This is a genomic window from Streptomyces capoamus, from assembly GCF_014654935.1.
GTDB lineage: Bacteria > Actinomycetota > Actinomycetes > Streptomycetales > Streptomycetaceae > Streptomyces > Streptomyces capoamus.
Genome location: NZ_BNBF01000009.1, coordinates 18,431 through 36,062 on the forward strand (window position 1 = coordinate 18,431; position 17,632 = coordinate 36,062).

Genomic DNA, 17,632 nt, shown 5'->3' on the forward strand with positions numbered 1-17,632 from the left:
CGGTGCCGCCCCGGCGCCCGGCGCCATGGCGCGCCCCCCTGGGCGGCCCGCCCGGGGAGCCGTGCCGGCCGGATCAGCCCTCGGCGCCCCGCCCCGGCCGGTCACACCGGCTGCGCGCACCTGCGCCCGTGGTGCCGTCGAAACCGCGCGTCACCCGCGGCACTTGCCCGCCGGGAGTGTCCGCGGTCCGCGGTCCTCCCGGCTCACGACTCGGGCCGCTTGACGCTCTCCAGGAGCATGTCGAGCCACTCGGCGACCTTGTCCCGGTGCTGGTCGGTGGGCAACTGCGCGGCCCGCCAGGCGATTCCGCGCACCCCGTGGTCCTGCAGCAGCCGCTCCAGCGGATCCTCCGCGGTCTCCGCCGCGGCCCGCTCCCGGTCCGCGAGCTTCTGCAACAGTTCCTGCTCCGTGCGCTGCAGCGCGCCCGCCAGCGCCTCGGGGTCCTCCGCGGTGAGGAAGCCGGCGTGCACCCGGAAGAAGCGCTGCAGGGCGTCGCAGTGCTCCATGGTGGGCCGCCGGTCGCCGTTGATGAGGGCGCCGGCCTGCTGCCGGGACATGCCCGCGCCGTCGGCGATCTCCTGCTGGGTGTACTTGCGGCCGTTCGGCTTCAGCCGGGTGCGGCGCAGCAGGTCCAGGCGCTGCAGGAAGCGGGCCTGGACGTCCGGCTCGCCCGCGGGCCGACCGCTCAGCAGGGCCCTGACCACCGGCTCGGGCACCCCGCAGGCGGTGGAGAGCCGCCTGACGTCGAAGACCTCGGCGTGCGGCACACCGAGGCGGTCGGCGAGCGCGGTGACGCGGGCGACGACGGCCGGCAGCTGGGCGGTCGCCGAGGCGCCCGGATCCTCGTAGCCATCCGTCACCGACAGAACTCCTACGTCTTGAGAGGGTTTCAGATGTGTCCGTGCTTCTCACGAGCGATCGCCGTGAACTTCCCGGAGAGTAGCCGGTGTCTCGAACTCACATCCAGGTGTCGCCACAACTGTGGCGAATTTCAGCCGTCAACCGGCATGAAATGCCACGATAGTTGACACGGCTCTCGACGGGGCAGCAGGATCGCATCGCCGCGAGAAAGGCCGCAGAGGCAAGAGGGGTGACCTCCCGATGGCACATCAGGCAGGAGGGCAGCGGCCGGCACCGCGGCCCGTCCCCGAGACCTGCGAGACCCAGGCGTACCTTCAGGACTACGGTGCTCTGCTGGAGTACCAGGCCTGTCCGTCGCTGGTGGTGGACCACCACTGGAACGTGGTCATGGCCAACAGCGCGTTCGAGACACTTTTCCGCGGCGTGCGCCCCCACCCGACGGCGATGCCGGGGGAGAACTTCCTCCGTTTCGTCCTGTTCCACCCCGACGCGGGCGAGGTGCTCGGCGAGCACGAGCCCGGCTGGTGCCTGCCCATGCTCGCCCAGGTCCGCTCCGCCCTGGAGACGCACGGGCACGACCACGAACTGCAGGCGGTGCGACGGGAGATCGCCCAGGACCCGATCATGGAGGCCGCCTACCGGCAGGGCCTGCCGCACTGGATCCGGTCCGTCGGCGAGGCCGCGACCCGACTCGACGGCGCGGTGCGTCTCCTGCACCATCCGGACCCGCGCCGCGGGCGCACCGAGTGCCGCATCATCGAGGAGTCGCCGCAGCCGCTGCTGGACCTCGGCTACCGGCGCCTGTCGATGATCCTGCGCGACCCCCGCCGGGCCGTCGCGCCGGTCCGCAGGCCGCGCCGCCCGCGAGGCGCCGCCTCCCACCTGTCGGTCGTCCCGTCCCCCGGTGACTGACCCGGCACCGTCGGCGTTCAGGTCGCCGACGGCGCCGGGCCGCACCCCCGCGCGGCCCCCTTGCACGAGCCGCCGGACCACGTGCCCTCCCGCCACCCCCACCCCCTACGCAAGCGGCTTGCATTGCTTGCGTTACGCTTGCGGTCATGACGCGACGACTTGCGGAAGTGGCGAAGAAGGTCGGAGTCAGCGAGGCCACGGTCAGCCGGGTGCTCAACGGCAAGCCCGGGGTCTCCGACGCCACCCGGCAGGCCGTGCTGACGGCTCTGGACGTGCTCGGCTACGAGCGCCCCACCCAGCTGCGCGGTGAGCGCGCCCGGCTCGTCGGCCTCGTGCTGCCGGAGCTGCAGAACCCCATCTTCCCGGCCTTCGCCGAGGTCATCGGCGGTGCCCTCGCCCAGCTCGGGCTCACCCCGGTGCTGTGCACGCAGACCAAGGGCGGGGTGTCCGAGGCGGACTACGTCGAACTGCTGCTGCAGCAGCAGGTGTCCGGTGTGGTGTTCGCCGGCGGTCTGTACGCCCAGGCGGACGCGCCGCACGACCACTACCGGCTGCTGGCCGAGCGCAACATCCCGGTCGTCCTGGTCAACGCGGCCATCGGCGACCTCGGCTTCCCCGGCGTCTCCTGCGACGACGCCGTCGCCGTCGAGCAGGCCTGGCGGCACCTGGCCTCGCTCGGCCACGAGCGCATCGGCCTGGTCCTCGGCCCCCGCGACCACGTTCCCTCGGCGCGGAAACTCGCCGCCGCCCGGGCGATCGCCGGTGATCTGCCGGAGGAGTTCGTGGCGCGGGCCATCTTCTCCCTCGAAGGCGGTCACGCCGCCGCCTCCCGGCTGATCGACCGGGGGGTCACCGGTCTGATCTGCGCCTCCGACCCGCTGGCGCTCGGCGCCGTGCGCGCGGCCCGCCGCAAGGGCCACGACGTACCGGGCCGCGTCTCCGTCGTCGGTTACGACGACTCGGCGTTCATGAACTGCACCGAACCCCCGCTGACCACCGTGCGCCAGCCCATCGAGGCCATGGGGCGCGCGGCCGTGGAGCTGCTGAACGCGCGGATCGGCGGCAGCGCCGTGGCCGCCGAGGAGCTGCTGTTCGAGCCGGAGCTGGTGGTGCGCGGTTCCACCGGGCAGGCCCCGCGCGACTGAACACCCGAGGCTCCACGCGGGGATCCGCCAGTCTGTCAAATAATTACAGATTCTGCGCGACATCTTGCGGCCGGATGTCGGCGGTGCTTGAGTGTGCGGCGCCCACCGCTCCCGCCACCGCGCCATGAGGGGTCCACCGATGACCACCACCGGGTTCCGCCGTACCGTCGTCGCGATCGGCGTCTGTGCCTCCCTCGCCGTCTCCGCCACCGCCTGCGGCCCGGGCGACAGCGGCTCGGCGAACGGCACGACCCGCATCACCGTCAACTGCGAGCCCCCCAGGAGTGCCCGGCTCGACCGCCGGTTCTTCGAGGAGGACGTCGCCGCCTTCGAGGAGCACCACCCGGACATCGACGTCGTCGCCCACGACGCCTTCCCCTGCCAGGACCCGAAGACCTTCGACGCCAAACTCGCCGGCGGCCGGATGGAGGACGTGTTCTACACGTACTTCACCGACGCCCGCCACGTGGTCGACGTGCACCAGGCCGCCGACCTCACGCCGTACCTCAAGGAACTGAAGAGCTACGGCAGCATCCAGAAGCAGCTGCGGGACATCTACACCGTGGACGGGAAGGTGTACGGCATACCGCGCACCGGATACTCCATGGGGCTGATCTACAACCGCGCGCTCTTCCGCGAGGCCGGCCTGGATCCCGACCGGCCGCCGGCCACCTGGGACGAGGTCCGCGCCGCCGCCAAGCGGATCGCCGCCCTCGGCGACGGCACCGTCGGCTACGCCGACTACAGCGCGCAGAACCAGGGCGGCTGGCACTTCACCGCCGAGCTGTACTCGCAGGGCGGCGACGTGGTCGGTACGGACGGCAAGAAGGCCACCGTCGACACCCCCGAGGGCCGCGCCGTCCTGGAGAACCTGCACGCCATGCGATGGACCGACGACTCGATGGGCAGCAAGCAACTCCTCGTCATCAACGACGTGCAGCAGATGATGGGTTCGGGCAAGCTCGGCATGTACCTCGCCGCACCCGACAACATCCCGATCCTCGTCAAGGAGAAGGGCGGCAGCTACCAGGACCTCGCCCTGGCCCCCATGCCGGGTGGCGAGGGCACCCTCATCGGCGGCGACGGCTACATGTTCGACAAGCACGACACACCCGCCCAGATCCGTGCCGGACTCAAGTGGCTCGACCACATGTTCCTCACCCCCGGCAAGGGCTTCCTCGGCGACTACGCGCGCGCCAGGAAGCACGGCGCCCCCGTCGGCCTGCCCGAGCCGCGCCTGTTCACCGGCGCCGCCGACGCCGTCGACCAGCGGGCCAAGAAGGCCGCCGCCAACGTCCCGGTGCACAACTACCAGGCGTTCCTCGACGGCAGCCACAAGCTCCGGATGAAGATCGAACCGCCGCACGCCCAGCAGATCTACTCCGTCCTGGACGGTACGGTCTCCGCCGTCCTGACCAAGAAGGACGCCGACATCGACCGGCTCCTCCAGGAGGCGTCCGGCAAGATCGACAGCATTCTGGCCCGGAGCTGACCGCCATGACGAAGACGGCCGAACGGAAGCCCCCGGCGCATGCCGCCGCCGTCCCGGCCCCGGCGCCGCCCCCGGCGCGGGACCGCAGGCGGCGCCGCCTGGCCGACCAGGCCCGCGCCTACGGCTTCCTCTTCGGCGGCCTGCTCTGCTTCGCCCTGTTCTCCTGGTACCCGGCGATCCGCGCGGTCGTCATCGCCTTCCAGGAGTACACCCCCGGCTCGCCGCCCGAGTGGGCCGGCACCGCCAACTTCACCCGGGTCCTGCACGACCCCGAGTTCACGGCCGCCTGGCGCAACACCCTCACGTTCACCCTGCTGGCCCTCCTGATCGGCTTCGCGATCCCCTTCGTCCTCGCCCTGGTGCTCAACGAACTGCGGCACGCCAAGGCCTTCTTCCGGGTCGCGGTCTACCTGCCGGTGATGATCCCGCCGGTGGTCAGCGCCCTGCTGTGGAAGTGGTTCTACGACCCCGGGGCCGGCCTCGCCAACGAGACGCTGCGCTTCCTGCACCTGCCCACCTCGAACTGGACCAACGGCACGGACACCGCACTGGTCTCGCTGGTCCTGGTCGCCACGTGGGCCAACATGGGCGGCACCGTCCTCGTCTACCTGGCCGCCCTCCAGTCGATCCCCGGCGAGCTCTACGAGGCGGCCGAGCTGGACGGCGCGAACCTCCTCCAGCGCGTCCGGCACGTCACGGTGCCGCAGACCCGGTTCGTGGTCCTGATGCTGATGCTCCTGCAGATCATCGCGACCATGCAGGTGTTCACCGAACCGTTCGTCATCACCGGCGGCGGCCCCGAGAACGCCACCGTCACCGTGCTGTACCTCATCTACAAGTACGCCTTCCTCTACAACGACTTCGGCGGGGCATGCGCCCTCAGCGTGCTGCTCCTGCTGCTGCTCGGCGCCTTCTCCGCGGTCTATCTGCGGCTCACCCGGTCCGAGGGGGACGCATGACCACCGGCACCCGCACCCTGATCTCCCCGGCCGCTCTCGCGCGTCCCCGCGGCAAGGCCGTGTACTGGACGGTGTTCACCGCCGTCGCCGTCCTCTTCGCGCTCGCCTTCCTGTTCCCCGTGTACTGGATGGTGACCGGCGCCGTGAAGTCCCCGGACGAGGTGGCCCGGACCCCGCCGACGCTCCTTCCCGAGCACTGGCACCTCACCGCCTACAGCGACGCCTGGAACCTGATGGAGCTGCCGCGGCACCTGGAGAACACGCTCGTCCAGGCGGCCGGTGCCTGGGCCTTCCAGCTGGTGTTCTGCACGGCCGCCGCGTACTCCCTGTCCAGGCTGAAGCCCGCCTTCGGCAAGGTGGTCCTCGGCGGCATCCTCGCCACCCTCATGGTCCCGGCGCAGGCGCTGGTCGTGCCCAAGTACCTGACCGTCGCCGACCTGCCGCTGATCCACACCAGCCTGCTCGACGACCCCCTCGCCGTCTGGCTGCCGGCCGTCGCCAACGCCTTCAACCTCTACCTGCTCAAACGGTTCTTCGACCAGCTGCCGCGCGATGTCCTGGAGGCCGCCGAGATCGACGGCGCCGGCCGGCTCCGCATCCTGTGGTCCGTCGTCCTGCCCATGTCCCGGCCGGTGCTCGGGGTGGTGTCGATCTTCGCGCTGGTCGCCGTGTGGCAGGACTTCCTGTGGCCCTTGATGGTCTTCTCCGACACCGGCGAGCAGCCGATCAGCGTGGCCCTGGTCCAGCTCTCGCAGAACATCCAGCTCACCGTGCTCATCGCCGCGATGGTGATCGCCAGCATCCCGATGGTGGCGCTGTTCCTCGTCTTCCAGCGGCACATCATCGCCGGGATCAGCGCGGGCAGCACCAAGGGCTGACGCCACCGCCCCGTCCACAGAAAGGCAAGCCCAGTGGGACAGCCCAGCCATGCCCGGAAAGGCCCTGACTGGTGGCGCTCGGCCGTCATCTACCAGGTGTACGTCCGCAGCTTCGCGGACGGCGACGGCGACGGCACCGGCGACCTCGCGGGCGTCCGCGCCCGGCTGCCGTACCTCGCCGAACTCGGCGTGGACGCGCTGTGGTTCACACCGTGGTACGTGTCCCCGCTCAAGGACGGCGGCTACGACGTCGCCGACTACCGGGCCGTCGACCCCGCCTTCGGCACCCTCGCCGAGGCGGAGAAACTCATCGCCGAGGCCCGCGAACTGGGCATCCGCACCCTCGTCGACATCGTGCCCAACCACGTCTCCGACCAGCACCCCTGGTTCCGCGCCGCGCTCGCCGCCGGGCCGGGCAGCCCCGAACGCGAGCTGTTCCACTTCCGGCCCGGACGCGGCCCCCACGGCGAACTCCCGCCGAACGACTGGCCGTCCCAGTTCGCCGGGTCGGCCGAACCGGTGTGGACCCGGCTGCCCGACGGCGACTGGTACCTGCACCTGTTCACCCCCGAGCAGCCCGACCTCAACTGGGCGCACCCGGCGGTCCGCCAGGAGCACGAGGACGTCCTGCGCTTCTGGTTCGAGCGGGGCGTCGCCGGCGTCCGTATCGACTCGGCGGCCCTCCTCGTCAAGGACCCCGACCTCCCCGACCTCGCCGCACACCCGCAACCGCACCCGTTCGTCGACCGCGACGAACTCCACTCCCTCTACCGCTCCTGGCGCCGCGTCGCCGACGAGTACGGCGGTGTGTTCGTCGGCGAGGTCTGGCTCCCCGACCCCGGACGCTTCGCCCGATACCTGCGCCCCGACGAACTCCACACCGCCTTCAACTTCTCCTTCCTCGCCTGCCCCTGGGACGCCGGCCGGCTGCGCGCCTGCATCGACACCACGCTCGCCGCGCACGCCCCCGTCGGCGCCCCGGCGACCTGGGTGCTGTGCAACCACGACGTCACCCGCACGGTCACCCGGTACGGCCGCGCGGACACGGCCTTCGACTTCGCGGCCAAAACCTTCGGCACGCCCGCCGACCTGGCGCTCGGCACCCGGCGGGCACGGGCCGCCGCCCTGCTGTCCCTGGCACTGCCGGGGTCGGTCTACCTCTACCAGGGCGAGGAGCTGGGCCTGCCCGAGGCCGAGATCCCCGCCGACCGCGTCCAGGACCCCATGCACTTCCGCTCGGGCGGTGTCGACCCCGGCCGCGACGGCTGCCGGGTTCCGCTGCCCTGGGCCGCCGGACTGCCGTACGCGGGGTTCGGCTCCCGGGACGAACCCTGGCTGCCGCAGCCGGCCGACTGGCCCTCGTACGCGGTCGACCGGCAGCAGCGGGACCCCCACTCGATGCTCTCCCTCTACCGCGAGGCCATCGCCCGGCGCCCGGAGCTCGGCGACGGCCCGCTGACCTGGCTGCCCGCCCCCGACGGCGTGCTCGCCTTCTCCCGCGCGGACGGCGGCCTGTGCGTGGTCAACCTCGCGCCCCCGCCCGCCGAGCTGCCCGCGCACTCCCGGCTCCTGCTGTGCAGCGGCCCGCTGGACGCCGCGGGCCGGCTCCCGCAGGACACGGCGGCCTGGCTGCGCGCCTAGGGGGGGGCGTCTTCCGGATCACGCCGACCACCTTGCTATCCCACGCACCCCCACCACGAAGGGATCAGCACATGCACCGCAGCATCGCGAGACACCTCCGGCGCACGCCGGCGGTCGGGGCGGCCGTCGCCCTCGCCGCCGGCATGCTCGTCGCCGTCGCCCCGGCCGCCCACGCGGCCGCCGGCGCCACCCTGCCCTTCACCTCCGTGGAGGCCGAGTCGGCGGCCGGCAACGGCACGAAGATCGGCCCGGACTACTCACAGGGCAGCCTCGCCTCGGAGGCCTCCGGCCGGCAGGCCGTCCGGCTGTCCCCCGGGCAGCGGGTGGAGTTCACCGTGCCGCGCGCCGCCGACGCGGTGAACGTCGCCTACAGCGTGCCGGACGGCCAGTCCGGCGCCCTGAACGTGTACGTCAACGGCACGAAGCTGGCCAAGACCCTGCCGGTGACCTCCAGGTACTCGTACATCGACACCGGCTGGATCCCCGGCGCCAGGACGCACCACTTCTTCGACGACACCCGGATGCTGCTCGGGCAGGACGTCCAGGCCGGCGACAAGGTCGCCGTGGAGGCCGCCGGCGTCCAGGTCACCGTCGACGTCGCCGACTTCGAACAGGTCGCCCCGGCCGCGGACCGGCCCGCCGGTTCGGTGTCCGTCGTCTCCAAGGGCGCCGACCCCAGCGGCACCGGCGACTCCACCCAGGCCTTCCGGGACGCCGTCGCCGCCGCCCAGGGCGGCACGGTGTGGATACCGCCCGGCGACTACCGCATCACGTCCTCGCTCAGCGGCGTGCAGAACGTGACCCTGCAGGGCGCGGGCAGCTGGTACTCGGTCGTGCACACCTCCCGCTTCATCGACCAGTCCGGCTCGGCGGGCGGCGTCCGCATCAAGGACTTCGCGGTCGTCGGCGAGGTCACCGAACGCGTCGACTCCAGCCCGGACAACTTCGTCAACGGCTCGCTCGGACCGAACAGTTCCGTCTCGGGCATGTGGATCCAGCACCTGAAGGTCGGTCTGTGGCTCACGGGCGACAACGACAACCTGGTGGTGGAGAACAACCGCATCCTCGACACCACCGCCGACGGGCTCAACCTCAACGGCACCGCGAAGGGCGTCCGCGTCCGCAACAACTTCCTGCGCAACCAGGGCGACGACTCCCTCGCCATGTGGTCGCTGTACTCCCCGGACACCGGCTCCAGCTTCGAGAACAACACGATCTCGCAGCCCAACCTCGCCAACGGCATCGCCATCTACGGCGGCACCGACATCACCGTACGCAACAACCTGGTCTCCGACACCAACGCCCTCGGCAGTGGTATCGCCATCTCCAACCAGAAGTTCCTCGACCCGTTCCACCCCCTCGCCGGCACCATCACGGTCGACGGCAACACCCTCGTGCGCACCGGCGCGATGAACCCCAACTGGAACCACCCCATGGGCGCGTTGCGCGTCGACTCCTACGACAGTGCGATCGACGCGACGGTCCACATCACCAACACGACGATCACCGACAGCCCCTACAGCGCCTTCGAGTTCGTCTCCGGCGGCGGACAGGGCCACCCGGTGCGGAACGTCGACGTCACCGGGGCGACCGTGCGGAACACCGGCACGGTCGTGGTCCAGGCCGAGGCCCAGGGCGCGGCGACCTTCAAGAACGTCACCGCCGACCAGGTAGGCGCGGCCGGCGTCTACAACTGCCCCTACCCGGCGAACTCCGGCTCCTTCACCCTCACCGACGCAGGCGGCAACTCCGGCTGGTCCAGCACCTGGTCGGACTGCTCCAGCTGGCCGCAGCCCGGCCAGGGCAACCCGGAACCCGACCCGAGGCGCAACCTCGCCAAGGGCCGCCCGGCCACCGCGACCGGCTCCCAGGACGTGTACACCCCGGGCAAGGCGGTCGACGGCGACGCGAACTCCTACTGGGAGTCCGCCAACAACGCCTTCCCGCAGTCCCTCACGGTCGACCTCGGCTCCTCCTACGCCGTGCGCCGGCTGGTGCTGAAGCTGCCGCCGTCCACCGCCTGGGGCGCCCGCACCCAGACCGTCACGGTGCTGGGCAGCACCGACGGCTCCGGCTACGCGACCGTCGTGGGCCCACAGGGCTACCGCTTCGACCCTGCCACCGGCAACACCGCGACCGTGGCCCTGCCCGGCGGCACGAGCCTGCGCTACCTGCGCCTGACCGTCAGCGCCAACACGGGCTGGCCGGCCGGGCAGTTCGGCGAGGTGGAGGCCTACCTGGCGTCCTGACCCCCGCGACACCCCAATCCGGTCCCAGTGCGGAATCCGCCGGGCGGGACCCCTGATATGCATGGCGGTGGGAAGCCGTGATCCGTCCTCCCGCTGCCCTCACGGTCCGTGCACCGGACGCGGGGAGCACCTCGGGGGCGCGGCCGGGCCCGGCCATGACCGCGGGGGAGTGGGGGATGCGGAGTGGACACGGAGACACTGACCGCGCTGCTGCTGGTCGAACAGCGGCTGACGGATCCCACGGCACGGCCGGCCCCGCCGGCCGGTATCCCGCCGGCGGCGGCCGCCACCTGGACGGCGGTGGCGGCCGCCCTGGCCGCGGGCGAGCCCAAACGGGCACTCGCCGTCCTCGACGCCCCGTCGGCGGACCGGCAGCCGGCGATGGAGCGGGCGTTGCGGACCGCGGCACTCCACCTGGACGTCAACTGGCAGCCAGGGGCGTGCCTGGCCCCGGTCGAGGGCCTGGCCGGCGCCACGGCGCACACGGCGGGTGACCTCCCCGAGGGAAGCCTCCGGCTCCCCGGGCACCTCGCCGGCCGGGTCATCCCGGTCCTGCTCTCCGTCCGCATGATCCTGGGTCATGCGGACGAGGCCCGCGACGCGCGTGCGCGCGCGTCCCACCACGCGCTGCGGGGCGAGGACGCGACCGTACCGGACGACGACCTCCCGGAAGGCGTCGACGCCGCCCTGGAATGGTTCGACGACCTGCGGGAGACGATCGCCGAGACCGGCCACCGGCAAGCCCTCGCCGGTCACCTGCTGCTCGCCGCGGACCTGCGCGTCCGGGCCGGAGACCGGGCCGCCGTCCCCCCGCTGCTGGACATCGCGCTGCGGTACGCCTCCGGCAGCCCGGCCTCGACGGGGCTGGCGCGCATGCTGCAGGGGGACTGGGCGCTCGGCGCGCCGGGCACCGCGGAGGAATGCCGCGTACCGACGGGCGCCGACCCCGCGCCGGAGCCGCCCGCGGGGAGGCGGACCCGGCGCCGGCGGCGCTCCGAGCGAGCCCGCGCCGGCGACCGGTACGCGGCGGCCGAGGCGGCGTACACGGCGGCGGAGGCCGCCTACACCGCGGCCGGCTCCGAACGCGGACGGGCGGCAGTCCTGCTCCGGAGGGCGCACGTGCACCGGCTCCGGGGTGCCTCGGAGCAGTGCCGTACGACGCTGGAGGCGGCCCTCGACGCGGCACGGCGAGCCGGTGACGGGGCGTACGCGGCCCTGCTGGAGGTGCACCGCGTGCTGGACCTGATCGACACCGGCACGGGGGAGGGCGCGGAAGCCGAGGTCGCCGAGTCCGTCCGCGCGTGGGGCCGCTCCGTCGGCAGCACCTCCTGGGTGCGCGGACTGTCCTGGCTCGTCGGCAACCGGGCCACCGTCTGGTACGCCCGGGGGCACGCCCGCAGCGGCGACCGGGCCGCCCTCCTGGCCCGTCTCCTCACGGCCGGGGCGGACGGCGGCCACCGCAGCGAGGACGCCGTCCCGACGACGGGCACCGTCGTGCACGCCCGGCACCGGCTGGCCGCCGTCGTCCTCGCCGACCTGGAACAGCGCGAGCACCTCACCCGCGTCCGGCACGGCGGTGACCCGCGGGCCGGACTCGACCTCACCGCCTGCGTGGGCGTCGTCCACGCCGCGAAGACCTTCTACACCCACGCGTCCGCACTGGCGGACCCGGAGGTCATGCGCGCCGCGCGCTCACGCCTGCGACACGCCCTGCGCGTGGGCGGAACCGTCGTCGCCGAGGGCGGCCCCTGGATCGCGGAACCCATGCGGGACACCCTCGCCGTGCTCCGTGCCGACCTCGCGGCCTGCCCGGCCCAGGAGTCGCTCTTCCGGTCCCGCCTGCGCCGCGCCGCGGGCCTCGGGGACGAGGCCGACCGGCTGGCGAAGGAGGCGCTCGCCGCGACCGCGTCCATGCCCGACCCGGTCCTGCGCTGCCACGTGCGCTGCGCCGCCCTCGCCGACCTGGGCGAGAGGGAACAGGCCCGCGCCGAGGCGGAGGCGGCGGAGCCGCTGCTCCCCGCCGTCCAGGCGGCCGCCCTGTGGCTGCGGCTCGGCCGTCCCGAGCGCGCCGGCCGGCACCTGCCGTCCATCGGCTCCGCCGGCGCCGACGCGGACCACGCCTGGGAGGCGGCCGGGCTGCGGGCGCAGGCCGCGCTCGCCGGCCAGGCGCCCCAGGACGCCCTCGACCACGCCCTGCGCGGCCTCGCCGCCTACGAGGAGCACCGCGAGAGGTTCGCCCGGGACACCCTGCGCGCCTCCTTCGCCGACGACCCGGTGCCGGCCCGGCTGCACCACACCGCCGTCCTCGCCCGGCTGGCCTCGGGCGAGGAGCACGCGGCGGCCCTCGCGTTCGCACAGGCGGAGCGCACCAGGACCGGCCTCCTCGGCGCCGTGCGCGCCCTGGACACGGCGGGCACGGACCCGGCGTCCCGCGCGGCCGTCCGCGACTGGCTGGCCGCGGAGGTCCGCTGGGCCGCGGAGTTCGAGGACCACCTGGCCGCCCTGCGCGCCGAGCCCAATGCACCCGGGTGCTCCCCTCCCGCCGCGCCCTTCGCGCGACCCGCGGAGCCGGCCGAACGACGGCGGCGGACGACGGAGGCGGCGCACGTGCTGGGCCGGGCCGAGGCGGCCGTCCGGCGCCGGGTCCCGCGGGCGCTCACCGCCCCGGGCGGCGACGTCGTCCCGGACGCGGCGACCGTCGCCCGGGCCCTGCCCCCGGACACCGTGCTGCTCGCGTACCACCTCCACGACGACTCCCTGGCCGGCTGGGCCATGACCCGCGACACCCTCCGGGTGGAACACGTCACCGGCCGGCCGGGTCGACGGGAGCTCAGCCACGAGGTGCTGGGCACCGCCCGCCGCTTCCGTGACCGCTGCGCCACACCGGCCGGCGACGGCCCCGCGCCCGAGGACGCCGACCGGCTCGCCGCGTGGTTGCTCGACCCCTTCGCGGACCTGCTCCACACCGCCCGGCGCGTGGTCGTGGTGCCGCCCGCCGGTCTCGCCCTGCTGCCCTTCCACGTCCTGCCCTGGGGCGGTGACGTGCTCGGCGCGCACCGCGCCGTGTCCCGTCTGCCGGCGGCCGGACTGCTGCCACGGCTGCGGACGGGGCCCGAGCGGCGGCCGTGGCGGCACCTCGGCGCCCTGCTCGTCGGAGGGCCGGCCACCAGCCCCCGCCACGGGCTGCCCCAGCTGCCCGGCACCCTGGCCGAGACCGCGGAGATCGCCCGGCTGCTGCCCGGCAGCACCCTGCTGACCGGGCGGGAGGCCACCCGCGCCGCCCTGCTCCGGACCGCCCCCGCCCACGCGGTGCTGCACCTGGCCACGCACGGAGTGGTCGACGAACTCGCCCCGAACCGGAGCCGGTTGGCGCTGGCGGGGGACGACTGCCTGGACCTCGCCGATCTGCTGACCGCGGCGCACGGCCCGCGGCTGCTCGTGCTCTCCGCCTGCGACACCGGGCGGGGCCGGGCCACCGCGGGCGGGGACGTGCTGGGCCTGACGCGGGCCGCCCTGGTCACCGGGGCACGCAACGCGATCGTCTCGCTGTGGCCGGTGCACGACGGGACCGGCAGCCTGGTGATGACCAGGATGTACCGCCACCTGACCGGGGACCGGGACCCGGACGCCGGCACCGCGCTGGCCCTCGCGCAGCAGGAGGTCCGCGCCCTGACCCGCGCCGAACGCGACCGCGAGTTCAGGGCGCTGGCCCACCGCCACGGTGCCGGTTCCGGTGACGGGGACCGGGCCCGCTCGTGGTCGACCCGCGACGCGGGACCGGCCCGGCCCGGGCCCGCGGCCGGCGATCGGCATCCCTACCACTGGGCGCCCTTCGTCCACGTGGGGGTGTGACATGACCCTCAGAGCCCTGCTGATCGGCGCCCAGACCTTCGGTCTCGAGGGCGTGCACGCCGACATCGAGCGGATGGAGCGCGCCCTGGCCGGCCGCGGTTTCACCGACGTGGACGTCCGCACCCGGGGCCGGGCCACCTACGCGGGCGTCACGGAGGGTCTCGGCCGCCTCCGCCACGCGACCCGGCCCGGCGACGGCGTCGTGGTCTACTACTCCGGGCACGGCGGTCTCACGGACGGACTGCAGTATCTGGTGCCCACCGACCTGGCCGAGAGCACCGCCACCGATTTCCGCGGCCTGCTCGCGGAGGAACTCACCGACGCCGTGCGGGCGTTGACGCTGACAACACCCAACGTCACCTGCGTCCTGGACTGCTGCCACTCCGGCGGAGCGGTCCGGGACACCGCCCTCGGCCCCGGTCGCCGGGCACTGAAGTCGGTGCGGCTGCCAAAGATCCCGGCCGACGCGGCACGGACCCGCGCCGAGGCACTGGCCCACCGCGACCTCCCGCTGGTACCGCACGTCGTCCGGCTCACCGCGTGTGAACAGCACGGGTCGGCGTACGAGGGCGAGAGCGAGCCGGGGAGCGGACGGCAGGGCCTGTTCACGGCCGCGCTCGCGGACCTGCTCGACGCCGGCGCCGGCCGCCGGATCCCGTGGTCCGTCCTGGTGGCCCGGGTGCGGGACCGCCTCGCACAACGGGGAGTGCCGCAACGGCCCGACGCCGGCGGGCCGTCGCAACGGCTCCCCTTCTCCCTGGACGAGTGCGCCGGGCCCGGACGGCTGCCCCTGCGGCGCGGGCAGCGCCGGTTCAGCGTCCCCGGCGGCGCGCTCTTCGGGCTCGGCCCCCAGGACGACGTGATGATGGTCTTCCCCGGTGACGCGCCCGCCGACGAGGGCCGGGAGACCCGGGTGCCGGCGACCGTCGAGGACATGTGCGGGGGCGACGCGCTGCTCACCGTGGACACCTCGCGGGTTCCGCCGTCCCTGGCCGAGGAGTTGACGTCCGCGTTGCTGCCGCCGGGCTCCCACGTCCTCGCCGTCCGGGTGCACGACCGCCGGAACGTACGGGTCGACCTGCCGGGGCCGCGGGCGGACGCGCTGCTCGCGGAACTGGCCCGCTCGCCGCGGCTCGCCGTGACCGACTCCGCCGCCGACGCCTTCGCCGTCGTACGCCTGCGGGCCGGCGCGTTCCAGGTGCTGACCCACGACGGCCGCCTGCTCCGCAAGCCCTGCGACCCGGCCCTCGCCGACGTCTCCGGGGTGGCGGAACTGCTGGAGGACCTGGCGCGCGGGGACCGCCTGCGCCGGCTGCGCACTCCGCGGGGCACGGGCCGGCTGATGGCCCCGGCAGGGGTACGGATCGAGGGCCGGCACCCGCCCGCCGGCGGTGACTGGCGCCCGCTGCGGCCGGTGGGAGAACGCCTGTACCCCGGAGACCACTACCGGGTCGGGGTGACCAACCGCTCCCGGACCCCGCTGTACTTCTGGGTGCTCGACATCGGGCTCAGCGGCCGCACCGCACTGGTGACCGCCGACCAGCCCAGCGGCTACCGCGTCGAACCCGGCACCCGTCGGGCCACCCGGCCCGTCGCGCTGTACTGGCCGCGGGACGTGCCGGAGGACGGACCGCGGCCCGAGACCGTGCACGTCCTCGTCGGGGACCGCCCGATGGACCTGAGCGGCCTGGCGTCCCGGCAGGGCGGAGCCGGGGCGCGCGCCGCCCCCGCCCTCCCCGCGCTCCTGCGGGAGGTCGCGGACGGGACGCGCGGCCGGGCCGCCGGGCCGGACGCCCTCCGGTACCGCGTGTGGACCGTGGAGGCCGACGTGCCGGCCCCGGGCGAAGGCACCGGGGAGCCCGCCGGTGCCACCCGCCCCCGGGCGGCCGGCGGATGACCCGGGCCCGTGCCGCCACGCGGGACGCGGCCGGCGAGGGGGCCCAACTTGCCGGACATCCTGCGGAATTCGGTGACGTGGTGGATAGGATGGCGGTAAATCGCCGATGCCGGAGAAGGCCGACATGTTCGGGGGAGGCCATGATGGCGGACAGGCAGGCGGGGGGCGCCGCAGCGCATGAGTGGGCGAACGGCACCCTCCTGGCCGATCTCGGCGACGGTTCGGATGCCGTCAAGGTCCTGCTCTCCCTGGGCACGCCCCGCTCCTACGACGCCGGGGAGCACCTGCTCATCGAGGGCTTGCGGGAGACGTTCGTGCTGCTGCTGCTCAGCGGGGTCACGAAGGTCACCGCGACCTCGCAGGACGGGGACACCGCGCTGCTGGCCATCCGCCTCGGCGGGGACCTGGTCGGGGAGTTCGCGGCCTTCGACAACAAACCCAGGTCCGCGACCGTCACCGCCGCCGGGCGCGTGACCGCGCGGCGCATCGGCCGGCGGGACTTCCTCGACCGCCTCGACTCGTGCCCCGCCACGGCCCGGGCCGTCAGCCGGATGCTCGTACGCAAGAACCGCTGGTCCGTACGGCGCCGGGGGGACTTCAGCGGGAGTCCGGTGGCCACCCGGGTGGCCCGGGTCCTGGTCGACCTGGCGGAGGACTACGGCGAACCACGCCGCACCGGGGTGCTGATCGGGCCCCGGCTCACCCAGGCCGAACTCGCCGGACTCGTCGGCGCCAAGGAGCGCCGGGTCCACCACGTCCTGGGCGAGCTCGCCGCACGAGGAGTGATCCACGTCGGATACGGCCGCACGACCGTGCTGTCCCCGGACAGACTGCGCGAGGCCGCGCGGCTGGCCCAGGACCCCCCGGCCTGACCGTCCGTCATCCGCACCGCATCCACCAGGGGGACGGGGACGCATGCGCACCGGAGACCACCGACACACCACCCGGCACGACGATGTGCTGGCCACCCTGGACCTCCTCGCCGACGGCGCGGTCGTCCCCAAGGGAGGGCGGGCCCCCGTGCCCGAACGGGACGCGGGCGCCTGTCTCGGCCGGCCCCTCGCCTACGCCCTGCGGGACACCACGGCAGGACGCGCGGTCCTGCTCTGCTTCCCGTTCGACCTGGAGGAACTGCCCGGCGGCCGTCGCTACGAGGAAGCCACGCTCACCGTCCTGCTCGCCGGTGGACTGCACGCCCTCGACCTCCACCCGCCGGCCGGCACGGTCGCCGCCGACGGCACCCGGATCACCGTCTTCGGACTCGGCGGGCAACGGCTGCGCTGGACCTTCCGGGCCACCGGCCGGGGCGGCGCGCTCCGCCCCGACGGGCGCTGGGCGCAAGCGGTGGTGCGGTTGCCGGTGCCCGGCGCGGAGGTGTCCGGGCGGCTCAGCCTGAGCGTCACCACCGTACAGCCCGTGCTGGGGGGCACACTCCGGCGGCGGTCGGCGCACACCCCCCACGACACGCCGTTCAGCATCCCGGCGGCCGAGGCGTGGTCCACGGCCGCCGCACTCGCGCCCCGGGCCGCCCTGCCCGGAGCCTGGGCGCTGCCCCCGTACGAGCAGGACGACGGCGACGCGGGCCCCCCGGAAGGCACCCCGCAGCCGGACGGCGGCGGACCCGGACCGGACCCGGAGGGACTGCCCCCGGGACTCAGGCGCCTGTGCCTGGCCGTCGACATCGAGAAGTACAGCGCCCGCGACAGCGCCGACATGGTCCGGCTGCAGCGGGTGCTGCTGCGCACC

General features: G+C 74.1%; 12 protein-coding genes. 11 read left to right on the forward strand and 1 reads right to left on the reverse strand.

Annotation, left to right across the window (positions count from 1 at the left end; translation table 11 throughout):
* Positions 1 to 203: 203 nt before the first annotated feature.
* Positions 204 to 860 (reverse strand): helix-turn-helix domain-containing protein, encoded by a 657-nt coding sequence (locus IE312_RS16080; protein WP_189982332.1) that lies wholly within the window; start codon positions 858 to 860, stop codon positions 204 to 206.
* Between the two features lie 241 nt (positions 861 to 1,101).
* Here IE312_RS16080 and IE312_RS16085 point away from each other — a divergent pair, with 241 nt between their 5' ends.
* The 11 genes from IE312_RS16085 to IE312_RS16135 all read left to right on the forward strand — a co-directional run.
* A complete protein-coding gene (locus IE312_RS16085; RefSeq protein ID WP_189982334.1) occupies positions 1,102 to 1,773 on the forward strand; it encodes an MmyB family transcriptional regulator in 672 nt (223 codons plus the stop codon).
* Between the two features lie 146 nt (positions 1,774 to 1,919).
* On the forward strand, positions 1,920 to 2,918 hold the full coding sequence (locus tag IE312_RS16090; protein ID WP_189982336.1) for a LacI family DNA-binding transcriptional regulator: 999 nt from the start codon (positions 1,920 to 1,922) through the stop codon (positions 2,916 to 2,918).
* A 139-nt stretch (positions 2,919 to 3,057) separates the two neighbouring features.
* Complete coding sequence (locus IE312_RS16095; RefSeq protein ID WP_189982339.1) at positions 3,058 to 4,410, forward strand: ABC transporter substrate-binding protein; 1,353 nt, start codon at positions 3,058 to 3,060, stop codon at positions 4,408 to 4,410.
* Positions 4,411 to 4,415: 5 nt separating this feature from the next.
* A complete protein-coding gene (locus IE312_RS16100) occupies positions 4,416 to 5,369 on the forward strand; it encodes a carbohydrate ABC transporter permease (protein WP_189982341.1) in 954 nt (317 codons plus the stop codon).
* Positions 5,366 to 6,247, forward strand: a complete 882-nt coding sequence (locus IE312_RS16105) for a carbohydrate ABC transporter permease (protein ID WP_189982343.1) — start codon at positions 5,366 to 5,368, stop codon at positions 6,245 to 6,247. Before IE312_RS16100 ends, IE312_RS16105 begins: the two co-directional genes overlap by 4 nt.
* A gap of 33 nt (positions 6,248 to 6,280) precedes the next feature.
* Positions 6,281 to 7,888, forward strand: coding sequence for a glycoside hydrolase family 13 protein (locus tag IE312_RS16110; RefSeq protein WP_189982345.1), 1,608 nt, complete (start codon positions 6,281 to 6,283; stop codon positions 7,886 to 7,888).
* 71 nt (positions 7,889 to 7,959) lie between these two features.
* Positions 7,960 to 10,137, forward strand: a complete 2,178-nt coding sequence (locus IE312_RS16115) for a galactose-binding domain-containing protein (protein ID WP_189982347.1) — start codon at positions 7,960 to 7,962, stop codon at positions 10,135 to 10,137.
* A gap of 183 nt (positions 10,138 to 10,320) precedes the next feature.
* Entirely contained in the window at positions 10,321 to 13,989 is a 3,669-nt protein-coding gene (locus IE312_RS16120) for a CHAT domain-containing protein (RefSeq protein ID WP_189982349.1), read from the forward strand.
* Position 13,990: 1 nt separating this feature from the next.
* Positions 13,991 to 15,886, forward strand: coding sequence for a caspase family protein (locus IE312_RS16125; RefSeq protein WP_189982351.1), 1,896 nt, complete (start codon positions 13,991 to 13,993; stop codon positions 15,884 to 15,886).
* 143 nt (positions 15,887 to 16,029) lie between these two features.
* Positions 16,030 to 16,758 (forward strand): Crp/Fnr family transcriptional regulator, encoded by a 729-nt coding sequence (locus IE312_RS16130; RefSeq protein ID WP_189982353.1) that lies wholly within the window; start codon positions 16,030 to 16,032, stop codon positions 16,756 to 16,758.
* A gap of 43 nt (positions 16,759 to 16,801) precedes the next feature.
* Positions 16,802 to 17,632, forward strand: an 831-nt coding sequence (locus tag IE312_RS16135) for a hypothetical protein (protein ID WP_229899867.1), incomplete at its 3' end; no start/stop codon positions are given.

Excerpts from the sequence above, each read along its gene's own strand:
- IE312_RS16085 (WP_189982334.1), top strand. The coding sequence starts at position 1,102 with ATGGCACATCAGGCAGGAGGGCAGCGGCCGGCACCGCGGCCCGTCCCC.
- IE312_RS16090 (WP_189982336.1), top strand. The coding sequence starts at position 1,920 with ATGACGCGACGACTTGCGGAAGTGGCGAAGAAGGTCGGAGTCAGCGAG.
- IE312_RS16095 (WP_189982339.1), top strand. The coding sequence starts at position 3,058 with ATGACCACCACCGGGTTCCGCCGTACCGTCGTCGCGATCGGCGTCTGT.
- IE312_RS16100 (WP_189982341.1), top strand. The coding sequence starts at position 4,416 with ATGACGAAGACGGCCGAACGGAAGCCCCCGGCGCATGCCGCCGCCGTC.
- IE312_RS16105 (WP_189982343.1), top strand. The coding sequence starts at position 5,366 with ATGACCACCGGCACCCGCACCCTGATCTCCCCGGCCGCTCTCGCGCGT.
- IE312_RS16115 (WP_189982347.1), top strand. The coding sequence starts at position 7,960 with ATGCACCGCAGCATCGCGAGACACCTCCGGCGCACGCCGGCGGTCGGG.
- IE312_RS16125 (WP_189982351.1), top strand. The coding sequence starts at position 13,991 with ATGACCCTCAGAGCCCTGCTGATCGGCGCCCAGACCTTCGGTCTCGAG.
- IE312_RS16130 (WP_189982353.1), top strand. The coding sequence starts at position 16,030 with ATGGCGGACAGGCAGGCGGGGGGCGCCGCAGCGCATGAGTGGGCGAAC.